Source organism: Cryobacterium sp. N19 (assembly GCF_002929595.1).
In the GTDB taxonomy this organism is placed as follows: domain Bacteria; phylum Actinomycetota; class Actinomycetes; order Actinomycetales; family Microbacteriaceae; genus Cryobacterium; species Cryobacterium flavum.
On sequence record NZ_PJJR01000042.1, the window covers coordinates 40930 to 54864 of the forward strand.

The 13935-nt window shown below is 66.3% G+C and carries 16 protein-coding genes; 7 read left to right on the forward strand and 9 right to left on the reverse strand.

Features of this window, described 5'->3' with window-relative positions; translation table 11 throughout:
- Positions 1–98 precede the first annotated feature (98 nt).
- From CXY78_RS02495 to CXY78_RS02505, 3 genes are all read left to right on the forward strand, one after another.
- Positions 99–1709, forward strand: a complete 1611-nt coding sequence (locus CXY78_RS02495) for a DEAD/DEAH box helicase (RefSeq protein WP_104087887.1) — start codon at positions 99–101, stop codon at positions 1707–1709.
- A gap of 106 nt (positions 1710–1815) precedes the next feature.
- The gene (locus tag CXY78_RS02500; RefSeq protein ID WP_092341676.1) at positions 1816–2307 is read left to right on the forward strand and encodes a GNAT family N-acetyltransferase; all 492 of its coding nucleotides are present in this window, start codon (positions 1816–1818) and stop codon (positions 2305–2307) included.
- Positions 2308–2407: 100 nt separating this feature from the next.
- On the forward strand, positions 2408–3397 hold the full coding sequence (locus tag CXY78_RS02505) for a nucleoside hydrolase (protein WP_104087889.1): 990 nt from the start codon (positions 2408–2410) through the stop codon (positions 3395–3397).
- A 36-nt stretch (positions 3398–3433) separates the two neighbouring features.
- Here the strand turns inward: CXY78_RS02505 and CXY78_RS02510 are convergent, their stop codons facing one another.
- Entirely contained in the window at positions 3434–4018 is a 585-nt protein-coding gene (locus CXY78_RS02510) for an NUDIX hydrolase family protein (RefSeq protein ID WP_092341678.1), read from the reverse strand.
- A gap of 117 nt (positions 4019–4135) precedes the next feature.
- Between CXY78_RS02510 and CXY78_RS02515 the strand changes: the two genes are divergently transcribed.
- Complete coding sequence (locus CXY78_RS02515) at positions 4136–4810, forward strand: alpha/beta hydrolase (protein WP_104087890.1); 675 nt, start codon at positions 4136–4138, stop codon at positions 4808–4810.
- Positions 4811–4856: 46 nt separating this feature from the next.
- On the opposite strand, the gene CXY78_RS02520 is transcribed toward CXY78_RS02515, so the two are convergent.
- Positions 4857–5297 (reverse strand): DUF5997 family protein, encoded by a 441-nt coding sequence (locus tag CXY78_RS02520; protein ID WP_092341680.1) that lies wholly within the window; start codon positions 5295–5297, stop codon positions 4857–4859.
- A gap of 76 nt (positions 5298–5373) precedes the next feature.
- Between CXY78_RS02520 and CXY78_RS02525 the strand changes: the two genes are divergently transcribed.
- Positions 5374–6222 (forward strand): LysR family substrate-binding domain-containing protein, encoded by an 849-nt coding sequence (locus CXY78_RS02525; protein WP_104087891.1) that lies wholly within the window; start codon positions 5374–5376, stop codon positions 6220–6222.
- Positions 6223–6227: 5 nt separating this feature from the next.
- On the opposite strand, the gene CXY78_RS02530 is transcribed toward CXY78_RS02525, so the two are convergent.
- From CXY78_RS02530 to CXY78_RS02540, 3 genes are read right to left on the reverse strand one after another with little or no spacing between them, the layout of a single operon-like run.
- Entirely contained in the window at positions 6228–6620 is a 393-nt protein-coding gene (locus CXY78_RS02530) for a VOC family protein (protein WP_104087893.1), read from the reverse strand.
- Positions 6621–6650: 30 nt separating this feature from the next.
- Positions 6651–7541, reverse strand: a complete 891-nt coding sequence (locus CXY78_RS02535; protein WP_104087894.1) for an ABC transporter permease — start codon at positions 7539–7541, stop codon at positions 6651–6653.
- A complete protein-coding gene (locus CXY78_RS02540; protein WP_104087896.1) occupies positions 7538–8644 on the reverse strand; it encodes an ATP-binding cassette domain-containing protein in 1107 nt (368 codons plus the stop codon). The genes CXY78_RS02535 and CXY78_RS02540 overlap by 4 nt, the downstream gene beginning before the upstream one ends.
- Before the next feature lie 275 nt (positions 8645–8919).
- Between CXY78_RS02540 and CXY78_RS02545 the strand changes: the two genes are divergently transcribed.
- Positions 8920–9384: a hypothetical protein gene (locus CXY78_RS02545; protein WP_104087897.1), complete on the forward strand. Its 465-nt coding sequence runs from the start codon at positions 8920–8922 to the stop codon at positions 9382–9384.
- A gap of 83 nt (positions 9385–9467) precedes the next feature.
- Here CXY78_RS02545 and CXY78_RS02550 read toward each other — a convergent pair whose 3' ends face one another.
- The 3 genes from CXY78_RS02550 to CXY78_RS02560 all read right to left on the reverse strand — a co-directional run bounded on the left by CXY78_RS02550 (position 9468) and on the right by CXY78_RS02560 (position 12148).
- Positions 9468–10754: an ATP-binding protein gene (locus CXY78_RS02550; RefSeq protein ID WP_092341685.1), complete on the reverse strand. Its 1287-nt coding sequence runs from the start codon at positions 10752–10754 to the stop codon at positions 9468–9470.
- A gap of 129 nt (positions 10755–10883) precedes the next feature.
- Positions 10884–11840, reverse strand: coding sequence for an aldehyde dehydrogenase family protein (locus tag CXY78_RS02555; protein ID WP_199181840.1), 957 nt, complete (start codon positions 11838–11840; stop codon positions 10884–10886).
- A gap of 65 nt (positions 11841–11905) precedes the next feature.
- Positions 11906–12148, reverse strand: a complete 243-nt coding sequence (locus tag CXY78_RS02560) for a hypothetical protein (protein ID WP_092341686.1) — start codon at positions 12146–12148, stop codon at positions 11906–11908.
- A gap of 58 nt (positions 12149–12206) precedes the next feature.
- Between CXY78_RS02560 and CXY78_RS02565 the strand changes: the two genes are divergently transcribed.
- Positions 12207–12647, forward strand: a complete 441-nt coding sequence (locus CXY78_RS02565; RefSeq protein ID WP_092341687.1) for a MarR family winged helix-turn-helix transcriptional regulator — start codon at positions 12207–12209, stop codon at positions 12645–12647.
- A gap of 106 nt (positions 12648–12753) precedes the next feature.
- Here the strand turns inward: CXY78_RS02565 and ald are convergent, their stop codons facing one another.
- Positions 12754–13869, reverse strand: a complete 1116-nt coding sequence (ald, locus tag CXY78_RS02570) for an alanine dehydrogenase (protein ID WP_104087899.1) — start codon at positions 13867–13869, stop codon at positions 12754–12756.
- Between the last annotated feature and the right edge of the window lie 66 nt (positions 13870–13935).

The following is a 13935-nucleotide window of genomic DNA, read 5'->3' on the forward strand; positions in this document are numbered from 1 at the left end:
TGCCCTTCGGCACCTTCGCCATGTGAATCCTCCTGGTTCGATTATCGCTGCGCGGTAAACAAACGGGCGAGGAGACTGATGCCCCGAAAGGCACCACTTTGTCTACAGCTTTATCTACAACTTTCAGTACGCTCGGCGTGCCGGCTCCCCTGGTCAAGGTTCTCTCTTCACAGGGAATCGACACCGCTTTCCCCATTCAGGTCGACACCCTTCCTGACACTTTGAACGGCCGCGACGTACTCGGCCGCGGCAAGACCGGCTCGGGCAAGACCCTGGCCTTCTCTATCCCGATGGTCTCTCGCCTCGGTGGCAACCTCGCCGGCGGCAAGCGTCGCCCCGGTCGCCCGCTCGGCCTGATTCTCGCGCCGACTCGCGAGCTCGCCACGCAGATCACCAACGCCATCACCCCGCTCGCCGAGGCCTACGGCCTCAACACCACCACCATCTTCGGCGGCGTCTCGCAGGGCCGTCAGGTCACCGCGCTCAAGGCCGGCGTCGACATCGTCGTCGCCTGCCCCGGCCGCCTCGAAGACCTCATGAAGCAGGGTTTCGTGAACCTCGATTCCGTCGAGATCACCGTGCTCGACGAGGCCGACCACATGGCCGACCTCGGCTTTCTTCCGGTCGTCACCCGCATCCTCGACAAGACCCCCGGCAACGGCCAGCGCATGCTGTTCTCCGCCACGTTGGACAACGGCGTGGACAAGATCGTCAAGCGCTTTCTGCACGACCCGGTGATGCACTCGGTCGACGAGGCCAACAGCCACGTCTCGGCCATGACCCACCACGTGTTCGAGGTCTCCGGCGTTGACGCGAAGAAGGAGCTCGTGCAGAAGCTCGCGAGCGGCTCCGGCCGTCGCATCCTCTTCATGCGCACCAAGCACCAGGCCAAGAAGCTCGCCAAGAGCCTCACCGACGCTGGCATCCCCTCCGTCGACCTGCACGGAAACCTCTCGCAGGTTGCTCGTGACCGTAACCTCGCCGCCTTCAGTGCCGGCACGGTCAAGGTTCTCGTCGCCACGGATGTCGCCGCTCGCGGCGTGCACGTCGACGACATCGAACTCGTGATTCACGTTGACCCGCCGGCCGAGCACAAGGCGTACCTGCACCGTTCGGGCCGTACCGCCCGGGCCGGCAGCGCCGGTGACGTCGTCACCGTCGTACTGCCGGAGCAAAAGCGCGACACTGACGCGCTTCTGCGCAAGGCCGCCATCAAGGTGACCCCGCAGCGCGTCGATGCCGCCTCCCCCGCCGTCGACGCCCTCGTCGGCGATGTCGCCGCCTACGTCAAGCCGGCGCCCCGAGTCGAAGCGCCGCAGCAACAGCGCCAGTCGCAGGGTGGCCGTTCACAGGGCGGTCGCTCGCAGGGTGGCCGTTCACAGGGCGGTCGCTCAGAAGGCGGTCGCTCGCAGGGTGGCCGTTCAGAAGGCGGTCGCGATGCCGGCGCCAGCCGCTCCGGCGGAGGCCGCGACGGCGCTCGCACTGACCGCAACGACGGCGGCCGCAGCCGCGACTCGGCTCCCGCCGGTGGAGCTCGTCGTGAGCGCACCGGTCGTCCGGCCGGCGCTGCCACCAGCGCGCCCCGCTCCGGTTCGGCCGCCGGCCGCTCCGGCGGAGCCCGCGTCGGCAGCCTCCAGGTCGGCGGACTCGTTCGCGGACCCGGCTCGGGTGGAGCCGGCCGTTCTGCTCCCCGCCGCTCGCAGGGCTAAACCGCCGCAGCATCCGCCTACTAAAACGGGTCGGTCTCCTCGGAGGCCGGCCCGTTTTGGGTGCCCCGCGTCACGGGGCACCCGCAAACACGGTTAGTGTCGAATCATGAACACCACAGTTGTCGTTCGACCCGTTGAAGAAGCGGATGCCGAAAGCCTGGGCCGCGTACACGCCGCCTGCTGGCATGAAACGTACGATCACCTGCTCAGCCAGGCCGCCCTATCACAGCTGCGGCCCCAGCGCCTCGCGGCCCTCTGGCGCCGTTTCACAACTCAGGGCGCGGAATACCGTCAAAAAGTCGTCCTTGTCGATGGCGAGATCGTCGGATTCGCCGGCAGCGGACCGACGCGCGACGGTGACCGTCCCACCCCGCACGAGTTATTTTTCATGTACCTGCTGGAGGCGAACCACGGCTCGGGTGTCGGCCAGCAACTGTTCGATTCCGTGGTCGACCCCGGTGCCTCGTCGCTGTGGGTCGCCGCCGACAACCCCCGGGCGCACGCCTTCTACGCCCGCAACGGCTACGTCGCGGACGGCCTCGAGCGTAATGAGGAGGTGCTCGGCGAAAAGCTGCACGAGGTGCGTCTGGTTCGCTAGGTCCCGCTCACAAGTGCAAAGTTCGCCGTACAGCGCTCGAATGCAGCCCAAAAGCCCCCAACGGGGGTTTTGGGCATATTCAAAGCAATAGGGTGAGCGGATGAGTCCTTCCGCAGCCCCCGAGGCGATCCCTGTCATCCTCGATGTTGATACCGGGGTCGACGACGCCCTGGCCATTCTGTTTGCCCTCGCGCACCCGGGCATCAACGTGCTCGGCATCAGCTGCGTGGCCGGCAACGCCTCCCTCGAGCGCGTCGTCGAAAACACCCTGCGTATTCTCGACGTAGCGGAGGCCCCATACATTCCGGTCGCGGCCGGAGCCCGCCGCCCCTTGCTCGAACCAGCCCGATCGGCCGCGCATGTCCACGGCGAAAGCGGCCTCGGCACGCTGCAGCTTCCGCCGACCGACCGCCAGCCGGAGACGATCAGTTCGATCGAGCTCATGCACAGACTGATCCAGGCCAGCCCGCACCCGGTCACCCTGGTTGGGCTGGCGCCGCAGACCAACCTTGCACTGCTGTTGCGGCAGTACCCCGACGTCGTGAACAACATCGAGCGCATCGTGTTCATGGGCGGATCCACCACGGTCGGCAACGCCACCGCCGTCGCCGAATTCAACGTCTGGCACGACCCGGAAGCCGCGGCCATCGTGCTCGACTCCGGCGTGCCCACGTTCATGTACGGTCTCGACGTGTTCAACCAGGTGTCGATCCCGGAGTATGTCGCCGGTGCCCTCGTGCAGAGCGACTCCAACCTCGCCCAGGTCGTCGGTCGACTACTCGGCAACCGGATCGCGCTCGGGTCGGGCCGCAACGCCGAATACACGGGCCTCATTGGTGACGCCGGAGCCCTCTGTGCCCTCGTCGATCCCTGCGCCCTCACCATCGAGATGTTGCCGCTGCGGGTGCAGCTCGCCGGCTACGGGCGCGGACAGACGCTGGTCGACAAGCGCATCCACCCGGGAGAAGACATCGTGCACGGGCTGGCGCCCGCGTGGGAGGCCGCCGAGGTAGCCCTCGACGTCGACGTCGACCGCTACGTACGCCTGTTCCTCAACACGCTCGGCCTCGGATCGGCGCTGGAGCAGTAACCAAGCGGATGCCGCGCGCGGCATCCGCTCAGCGGGTCAGTACAGCTGACCCACGGAGGCCAGGGCCGCGCGCAGCAGGGTGCCGCGACCGCCTTCCATCTCGGCGGAGACCCCCGGCGAGGCGGCCTCGGCCGGCGTCATCCAGGTGATTTCGAGCGCGTCCTGGCGGGGGTCGCAGGTGCCGGTTACGGGAACGACGTAGGCCAGCGAGACGGCGTGCTGGCGGTCATCCGTGTAGGCGGTGATGCCCGGCATCGGAAAGTATTCGGCGACCGTGAACGGCACAGGGCTGGCCGGCAGCTGCGGAAAGGCCATCGGACCGAGGTCTTTTTCGAGGTGGCGGAACAGCGCGTCGCGTAGGGTCTCGCCGTAGAGCACGCGGCCGGAGACCAGGGTGCGCGTCATCTCGCCGGTAGGACGAGCGCGTAATAAAACGCCGACCTCGACGACCTGACCGAGGCCATCGACCCGCACGGGCACGGCCTCGATGTAGAGAATTGGGAGCCGGCGGCGAATCTCGGCGAGTTCGACGTCTTTCAGCCAGCCCGGATTCGTATTCGGGGCTCCCGCGGGGGGCTTCGGCGTCCAGTCCGGGTCTGGGTCAGGGGTTCGCACGCTCATAGTGCCATTCTGTCCTACGCCGGCCTCGGCCGTGCACTCGAGCCGTTACGCGATGTGGAGAACCGGCGCGGCAATGGAAGTATGGGAGGACACGGCGCCGCGAACCCGGGAGGACCCATGACCACCAGCACCCCCATCGACAACTCGGCCGTACTCTGGTCGGCGACCAGCGCCGACCAGGCTGACCGCCCGTTGTTGATCATCATGCACGGCTACGGCTCGCACGAGGGCGACCTGTTCTCGCTGGCCCCGCACCTGCCGCTCGAACCGGTGATTGCCGCCCTGCGCGCGCCGCTGCCGGCGCCGCTCCCGGTCACCGACGGCTGGGCCTGGTTTCCGATCAGCGAACCGGGCAGCCCAGACCCGGCCACCGTCACCGCCGCGGTCAACGCCGTGCTTGACTGGCTCGACGCCCTGCCGCAACAACCGCCATCGATCGGCCTGCTCGGATTCTCGCAGGGCGGAGCGATGGCGCTCGAACTACTGCGTGCCGCGCCCGACCGGTTCAGTTTCGCGGTGAACCTCTCTGGATTCATCGCGACCGGCCCGCAAATCAGCGACGCCGAGCTGGCCGAACAGCCGCTTCCGGTGTTCTGGGGGCGCGGTACCGCCGACGGCGTGATTCCGCCCAGCGCGATCGAACGCACCCAGGCCTGGTTGCCCGACCACAGCACCCTCACCGAGCGCATCTACGAGGGACTTCCCCACTCGATCTCGCAGGCCGAACTCGGCGACGTGGTGAATTTTCTGCGCACCCAGTACGCCTCAGTCGCGGCCGAGCCGACCGCCTAAACACACGAAAAGCGGATGCCGGTCACCGGCATCCGCTTTCAGCGGGTCAGGAGCGGTCGCGCTTGGCCTGCTCCTGCGAAGCCTGACGCTCGACGTGCGCCTTCTTAGCGGCGCGCTGGGCGTCGCGGTCTTTCACGGCGATCTGGTCGGCGCGCACGCCGGCCTGGGTGGAACGTTCCAACACGAGCCAGGCCGGCGGCTGCTGCAGCAGGGCGGCGATCTCAGCGGTGGTCAGTGGGTCGATGATGTCACTGCGGGCCAAGCCGGAGATCGAGACGCCGAGCTTGGCGGCGACGACCTGGCGTGGGTGCGGGCCGTTGGCGCGCAGCAGGGTGAGCCATTCCGGCGGGTTAGCCATGAGGTCGGCCAGCTCGGTGCGGCTGACGAATTCGGTCTGGAACTCGGCCGGTGCCGCGCCCGGCAGAATCCCGAGTTTCTGGGCCGCCGTGGCGGGCTTCATTGTCTGGGGCTTCTTCTCGGAACTCATTGTTCAAGCGTATAGCCTGAGAGGGCCCTCGTTTGGGCAAATCGACCTCTGCTGCCCTCAACTACTACGAGAAAGGATGCCGGTGAGCTTTTCCATCGCCTTCGTCGCCGGTGTCACCCCCACCAAATGGACCCGCATCTGGAATGACCGCCGCCCCGACGTTCCCCTCTCCGCGTTTCGCACGGAGCCCGCGGAGCAGATCGCGGTGCTGCACGACGGCCGGGCCGACGTCAGTCTGGTACGCCTTCCGATCGACGACACCAATCTCAGCGTCATCAACCTGTACAACGAGATTCCGGTCGTTGTCGCGTCGAAGGACCACGAAACCCTGCAGGCCGAGACCGTGCTCCTGGCCGACCTGGCGGGTGAACACCTGCTTCAGAACCCGGACGACGTGCCTGAATGGCGCGATATCGCCGACGAGATTCGGGACGGCACCCGCCGCGCCCTGCCGCCCATGCGTGATCTCGACGAGACGATGGAGCAGGTTGCCGCCGGCGTCGGCATCATCATCGTTCCGCACTCGATCGCCCGACTGTACGGTCGCAAAGACGTGGTCTCCCGCCCGGTGACGGGGGTCGCCGACACCCAGATCGCCCTGGCCTGGATCACCCGCGAGACCAGCGACGACATCGAAGAGTTCATCGGCATCGTGCGCGGGCGCTCCAGGCAGAGCTCGCGAACGGATGCCGGTGCCGCCGCCGCGGCATCCACTGACACCGAAGAGGCACCGGTGCATAGCGATGGCCGCCCGGGAAAACCGCCGCGCAAACCCAAGAAGACAGACAAAGCCAAGGCCGCGGCCAAAGCCATCCGAGTTGCGGCAGCCAAGGCCAAGCCGGCCGTGCGCAAAAGAACCGAGAGCTCACCCGGCCGCACCCGCCCGACCAAGAATCCCAACAAGGGCAAGGCCCGCGGGCACTAGAAGAACTAGGGGTTTTTCAGCACCGACAGAATGTTGCCGGACGGGTCGGTGAACCAGGCGATGTCCGGCCCTTGTCCGCCGCCGGCGGCAATTCCCTTGTCATTCTGCACAAAGCCGTCGTAGCGCAGAAAATCTACGCCGCGTTCGGTGAGTTCGTCGACCGTGGCATCAAGATCGGTCACCGCGAAATTCAGGATCGTATAGGTCGCCGGCACGAAGTCCGGCTTGGGGTAGACGATGACGGTGGCTCCGCCTGGCAGAGCTATGCGCAGCATGCCCATCTCCCCGACGGAGACTTCGAGGCCGAGGGTTTCGGCATAGAAGGTGTGCGCGGCGTCGAGGTCGGAGACCGCGAAACCACTGAATCCGGCGACGATACCGACGGCGTGTTCGGTCATGAGGTGACTCCTTTGTCGATGAAAGGTCGGTCAGCGGGAGCTGATCGACGCGAACTTGCGAATGCATAGTGGCACGAACACGAGCAACATCACGGTGATGCCGATAAGAACGGTGAGAATCGGGTTCTGCATGGTCCAGATATCAGGCACGGGCGCGGTTCCGAGGTTGCCGAAGAGCTGGCGCACCGCCTGCACGAGTGAGGACACCGGGTTCCACTCGGCGAAGAGGCGCAGAGGGGTGGGCAGGGTGTCGCTCGGCACGAACGCGTTCGAGACGAAGGTCAGCGGAAACAGGATGAGAAATGACGCGTTGTTGATGACCTCTGGGCTCTTCACGCTCATGCCGAGCAGCGCCATCACCCAGCTGAAGGCGTAGCCGAACAGCAGCAGCAGGCCGACCCCGGCCAGAAACTCCGGCGGGGAGGTGTTGACCCGCCAGCCGACCGCGAGGCCGGTGGCCATCATGATCACCATCGAAATCGTGTTGAGCACGAGGTCACCGTTGGTGCGTCCGATCAGCACGGCGGATGCGTTCATCGGCAGGCTCCGAAAACGGTCGATGATTCCCTCTTTCAGGTCTAGCGCCATAGCGGCACCCGAGAACGTCGCCCCGAAGACAACGGTCTGCGCGAAGATACCGGCCATGAGGAACTGTGTGTAGTCACTGCCCTGCACCGCGATCGCCCCGCCGTAGACCTGGCTGAACAGCAGCACGAACATGATCGGTTGGATCACGGCGAAGACGAGCATGTCGGGTGAGCGTTTGATCTTGATCAGGTTGCGCTTGGTGACGGTCCAGCCGTCGGAGCACCACAACGACAACGGGTTCCAGGTGGGCAGCGGGGGCAGGGTCGCGACACGGGATTCTCCGCTCGCCAGGCCGGTGGCTGTAACCGGGTCCGTGGAGTGCCGGGGGCTCATTTCACTTTCTCCAGATCTTCGGTGGCATCCGATTCGCGCTGTTGGGCTCGCTTGGCCTGCGCCCGCTTAGAGAGCCTCGGCCCGCTGGAATCATCGTCGTCCGACGCCGCGAGATCGGCTTTGTGGCCGGTGAGTCTGAGGAACACGTCGTCGAGCGTGGGGCGGCGCATACCCGCATCGTGCAGGTCGACCTCAGCGCCGCGCAGGTCGGCGAGCATGCTTTGCAGCGCGGTGGGCCCGTTGGTGACGGCTACTTCGACTCCGCGTCCGTCGGTGGAGATCGTCGGTTCGCCCGAACCGTACCGGGCGAGAATTTCCCGGGCAACCGCGCCATCGGCGGCATCGACGAGGGCGACGACCACACGGTGTCCGCCAATTTGCGCTTTGAGCTGATCCGAAGTGCCCTCGGCGATCACTCGGCCGTCGTCGATGACGACGATGTCATCGGCGAGCTGGTCGGCCTCTTCGAGGTATTGCGTGGTCAGCAGCACCGTCGTTCCGTCGGCGACGAGACGCTTGATGACATCCCACAGGGCGATCCGACTGCGGGGGTCGAGCCCGGTGGTCGGTTCATCGAGAAAGAGCACTTTGGGATTGATGACAAGCGCTCCGGCGAGGTCAATGCGACGACGCATGCCTCCGGAGAACCCCTTGACCGGCCGGTTACCGGCGGCAGTGAGCTCGAACAGGTCGATGAGCTCCTGCGCCCGTTTGCGGGCAGCCGCCCCGCCGAGGTGGTACAGCCGACCGACCATCTCCAGGTTCTCGAATCCGGTGAGGTTCTCGTCGACGGCGGCATACTGGCCGGAGACCCCGATGATGCGGCGCACCGATTTGGGGTGGCGCACGACGTCGATTCCGTCGATGACGGCGGTGCCGGCATCCGGTCGAATCAGTGTCGTGAGCATCTTCACGACGGTGGTTTTTCCGGCACCGTTGGGACCGAGGAGGGCCTTGACCGTGCCACGCGGCACCTGCAGGTCGAGCCCGGCGAGCGCGTGCACCGGACCACTCTTGGATTGGTAGGTCTTGGTCAGGCCCTGGGCCTCAATGATCACGTGGAATCCTTGCCGTATCGGGGGTGCAATCAGGTTCGATGCCATGCTAGTAATCCCCTCCGACATCGACAACCGCCCGCCCAATCTTGGTCGGGGCCCAGGCCCCGTCCCCGGGCGAATCTCGAACCCACTTCCCCATAAGAGGTTCGGCGATGCATTGTTTTGCGGCCGCGCCACCCGCTGTTCCTGTGAAGATCTCAGGAAGGAGGCCTCTTTCTGGCAGCGACCACGGAGTGTCCTATGCACTGCCGATGAATCGCCCGGGCAGGCCACACGCCTGTCAGTGTTCATGCGGGGAGACACCCCATGGAGAGGTATTTATGACTACGACCGCCACGCGATCCACTGACGAACGGATGCTGCCCGCTGCAGCTCATCCCGACAGCACGACCGCGCGTCTGATCGACCAGCACCTGCTCACGCGCCGGATCACCGTTGCGCTGTCGCTCGCCGTCATCGGGGCGATTCACATTCTCGACCTTCCGAGCAAATTCGCCGAAACTCCCTACCTCGCCTTCGCGTACATCGGAATCATCATTGCCGCAGCCGTGTTGATCGAACGGGTTCTCATCGTGGGATCGAGAATCGACTTCCTCGCCGCCGCTGCGCTGTCCGCGGCCGTCATCGTCGGCTTTGTCATCAATCGCACGGTCGGCATGCCGATGGCGACGGGCGACATTGGAAACTGGCTGGAACCGCTTGGCCTGTTGTCACTCGCCGTCGAGTTCTTCGCCATCTGGCAGTCGCTCGTGGCCGCGCTGGTCTACCACCGCAAGGCGCGCTGACCATTCGGGCTCACCGTTACGGTGACGCGGTTCCAGCCTGAAAACTGGGCCCGCGTTCGTGAGGTGGGCCCGGGCACGCCCGGCTACAGCCGGGCTAGGCGCTCGATGTCCTCGAGGAACTCGGCGGCAACATCGTCGGACACGGTGCGGCGGGTTTCGGAGATCGCCAGGGCATAGTCGTCGGTGCTCGGGCCGTTGATGACGGGCCCGTCGCCGGAACGATAGAGCGCGTTCTCGAGCGCGTGCTGCGAAGCCCTATGGGCGGCGTACTCGACGTCGGCGGGCGAGAACCCGTCGCTTTTCTCGACCAGAACGGCGAGGTCGACCTCGCCGGACACGCTTTGAGGAATGTACCGCTCCCAGATGGCCTGGCGAGCGGCGACATCCGGCAGGCCGATCGGCACGACATAGTCGAAGCGGCCATGCCGGAGGAAGGCGGAGTCGAGCGCGCGAATGAAGTTGGTCGCACAGACCAACAGGCGACCGGGCTGTTCGCGGAAGGCCGGAATGATCTTGAGCAGCTCGTTGGTGACGCCCTGCATGGCCGACGGCGGTTCGCCGGAGCGCTGGGCGGCGATCTCTTCGACCTCGTCGATGAACACGACCGCGTGTTCGAGCTCGGAGATCTTCAGAAACGTTTCGCGCAGTGCTCCCGCGAGCCCCTGCGGGTCGGCAGCGAGTCGCGACGGGAAGACTTCGATGAACGACCACTCCAGGCGGGAGGCGATCGCCTTGGCGAAGGTGGTCTTTCCGGTGCCGGGAGGGCCGAACAACACGACGGCTTTGGGCGGTGAGACCCCGTATTGCTCGGCGAGTTCGGGCTTGGCCAGCGGCATGACCAACCGGCGCTCGAGCAGTTCCTTCTCGTGCGCCATGCCGCCGACCTTCTGCCAGAGGTCCCGCGGCAACACCCGGCCGCCAAGCTCGGCGAGCAGCTTGAGCTCCTCGCGCTGCACCGGAATGTGCCGTTCGAAGTAACGCAGGTTCTTCTTCACTTCGAATCCGCGGTTGAGAAAGGCATCCACCTTGGTCTCGGATTCGGGCATGAGCGCCGAGAGTTTGGTCATGCCGTGCGGGGCCATCCGGGCTTCCAGCGCGGCGAGCATGGCCGTGCCGATGCCCTGGCTCTGCCATTTCTCGGCGGTGGCAAGAAAAACGATCCAGCCCTGGGCATGGGCGGCCCGGCCGACGGCGGCACCGACGACCTCATCGCCGTGCACCGCCACGACGGCGTGGTCCTTCTCGCAGGAGGCGAGTACCTCGGAGAGACCGTAGACCGGCTCCGTGTCGGAGGCCTTGAGTTCTTCCCACAGGCGCAGAATGCCGTCCAGGTCGTCGGAGTGAAAATCGCGCAATCGCCAGCCAGTCATCGTGAACCTCGCATTGTTGGTTGTGCTGCCAATCTATTGCACCCACTCAGGCTCGAAACGCGGCAGCGAGAATGCCGGGCAGCCTGCGCACCGACGGGCGCGCGGCGAATTCGGTCAGCAGGCGGGCGGTCAAAGTGCCACTGCGAGCCGACACGAACCACGGCGGCTTCGGCAGCAGAGCCCACTCACCATGCACCACCGAGCGTGGAAACGGCCGAAACGGCCCACGCACGACGGTGCGCTCCAGCGGCCGGGCAGCACGATTATCGGCGAGACTCCGCCGAGCTCACTGCTGATCGGTTTACCCAGGCTGGGAGTTCTTGAGCCGCCGAACACAATCGCATCGTGTGTGGCCGCGCTGCCGGTGATGTGCACATGGCTGATGCCGGGGTGACGGGCGAGGTAGGCGCCCACGTCGGCGCCGCCGGTGACGATGCGCAGCAGTCCCGCGTCGATGAGCGGGGCAAGCGCCGCGCGATAGACGGGCAGCAGACCGTCGAAGGTGGGATTGAGTTTGAGAATCGAGACCCGATTGCGCGCGATCAGCTCGTAGAGCACGTCGAGGGGTGCGATCGAGGAGATATTGCCGGCGCCGAGCACGAGGCCGACGCCATTGCGCGCTGTCGGTGTGAGCTGGCCCAGCCCGGCCTGGGCACGGGCCTGCGCCGCCGAGACGCCCGGTCGAAGCCACGCCCTGGCCGTGAAGCCGTGCAGCAGCAGGCCGTCCCACGCGTTGTGCGGAAGCACGGCAACGGTGACCCGGCCGTCGGGCGCCCGCCCGAACGTGCGGCTGGCGAGGGGGCTCCGCCCGGTGGCGAGCGTGCGGAGCGTGCGGCCCAGCGCAGTCAGGGAGGTGAGCACGCCGTAGGGTCCGGTCAGCCATTCCTCGCCGATGAGCGGCGACGAGGGCTCGAGGCCCTTGGCCCGGGCGGCCGCAGCCACCCAGGGCTCGGCCTCCGCCGCAACGGATGCCCCGGTGTGCTCCAGCAGTTCGTCGCGCGCCTCGAGGGTGGTCACCGCCCACCGCTGGCTTCCGTCGGTCAGCTCGGTAATGGCAAGGTCGAGCGCAGCCTGATCTGCCGTCATTGGCCTCCCGTGATTGCGGCCCAGCCTAGTGGGCAAACTGCCGAGGGAGGCTCCGTACGGCGGGGCTAGTGCAGGGCGACCGGGCAGTGCAGCTGCGTGCGCTCACCGGTGCGGTCGATGTCGTGCTGGTCCATCGGCTGGGCGCAGACCGGGCAGCCGCGCACGAGCGCGGGCGCTGCCGGCAGCAGATCGGACCCGCTCGGACCGACCGGCGGCGGCCCGAGAATGGGAAACAGCCGACCGTTGAGCCAAGCCGTGAGTCCGCCAGGTCCCTTGATGCGCGGGTGGGAATCCTTACCGTGTGTCATAACTGTTAGTGTACTAACTAAATGCAGGAAGAACAACCAGCCGGAACGGAACGCCCCCATGACATCGTCAACGCTTGAGAACCCCCTCGCTCTCGACAACCAGGTCTGCTTCGCGCTCGCGATCGCCTCGCGCAACGTCATTGCGCTGTATCGTCCCATACTGGAGCCGCTGGGTCTCACACATCCGCAATATCTGGTGATGCTCGCCCTCTGGGACCAGAGCCCGCGCACGCTCAAGGGCCTCGGCCAGACGCTGTGCCTTGAGCCAGCCACCCTCTCCCCGCTGCTCAAACGCCTGGAAGCGTCGGGCTACGTGCGCCGCCAGCGTCGCGTGGCCGACGAACGCACGCTCGATATCACTCTGACCGAGCGTGGTGTCGACCTGCGTTCGGTGGCCGAATCGATTCCGCCGCGGGTCGTCGAGGCGCTCAATATTCCCCTCGACGACCTGGCGACCCTGCGCGACGCGCTGCACCGAGTGATGGCCGCAACCTCCTGACACGTTCGGGCTAATTTCCTGAATAGGCCCTCAGGACGCATGGACGATACGGGCCGGCATCCGCTGATGGATGCCGGCCCGGGTGACGCGGGTCAGACGACGCGGGTCAGGCGATAGCGTCGGCGACGGTCAGCAGCTCGGCGTGGAAGGCCGAGGCGACGTGCGCGTTGGTGATGCGTCCGTTGTGCACGTTGAGGCCCTTGGCCAGGGCAGCGTCTTCGGCGATGGCCTTCTTCCAGCCCTTCTGGGCCAGGGCGACGACGTAGGGCAGGGTCGCGTTGGTCAGCGCGCGGGTCGACGTGGCTGGCACGGCACCGGGCATATTGGCGACGCAGTAGTAGACGCTGTCGTGCACGGCAAAGGTGGGGTTGTCGTGGGTCGTAGCGTGCGAGCCCTCGAAGCAGCCACCCTGGTCGATCGCGATGTCCACGAGCACGGAGCCCGGCTTCATCGACGCGACCATGGCGTCGGTGACGAGCTTGGGTGCCTGCGCGCCCGGAATGAGCACGGACCCGATCACGAGGTCGGCCTCGCGCACCTGCTCGGCGATCTCATACTGGGTCGACGCGCGCGTCTGGATCTCGCCATTGAAGCGGGCCTCGAGTTGGCGCAGGCGGGCCAGCGACAGGTCGATGATGGTCACGTCGGCGCCCATGCCGAGGGCGTTGGCCGCGGCGTGCTCGCCCGCGACACCGCCGCCGATCACGACGACCTTGGCCTTGGGGGTTCCGGGAACACCGCCGAGCAGGATTCCGCTGCCGCCGTTGGCGCTCAGCAGGTGGTACGCGCCGACCTGCACGGACAGGCGGCCGGCGACCTCGCTCATCGGCGAGAGCAGCGGCAGGCTGCGGTCGGGCAACTGCACGGTCTCGTACGCGATCGCGGTCGTGCCCGACTTGATCAGCGCGTCGGTGCACTCAGCGGATGCCGCGAGGTGCAGATAGGTGAACAGCACCTGGCCCTGACGCATCAGCGGGTATTCGCTGGCAATGGGCTCCTTGACCTTCAGGAGCAGTTCGGCCGCGGCCCACACTTCGGCGGCGGTGTCGACAATGGATGCCCCGGCGAGGCGAAAAGCATCATCGGTGATGCCCGAGCCCAGTCCGGCGCCCTTCTCGATGATGACGTCGTGGCCGCGACGGGTGAGCTCGTTAACGCCGGCCGGGGTGATCGCAACGCGGTTCTCGTTGTTCTTGATCTCAGTGGGAATGCCGACCAACATAAGTGCTCCGTCTCGGTTACTTCTGCCGAACGACTCGGCTTTGATAGAGGTAAGACTGCTATTGAT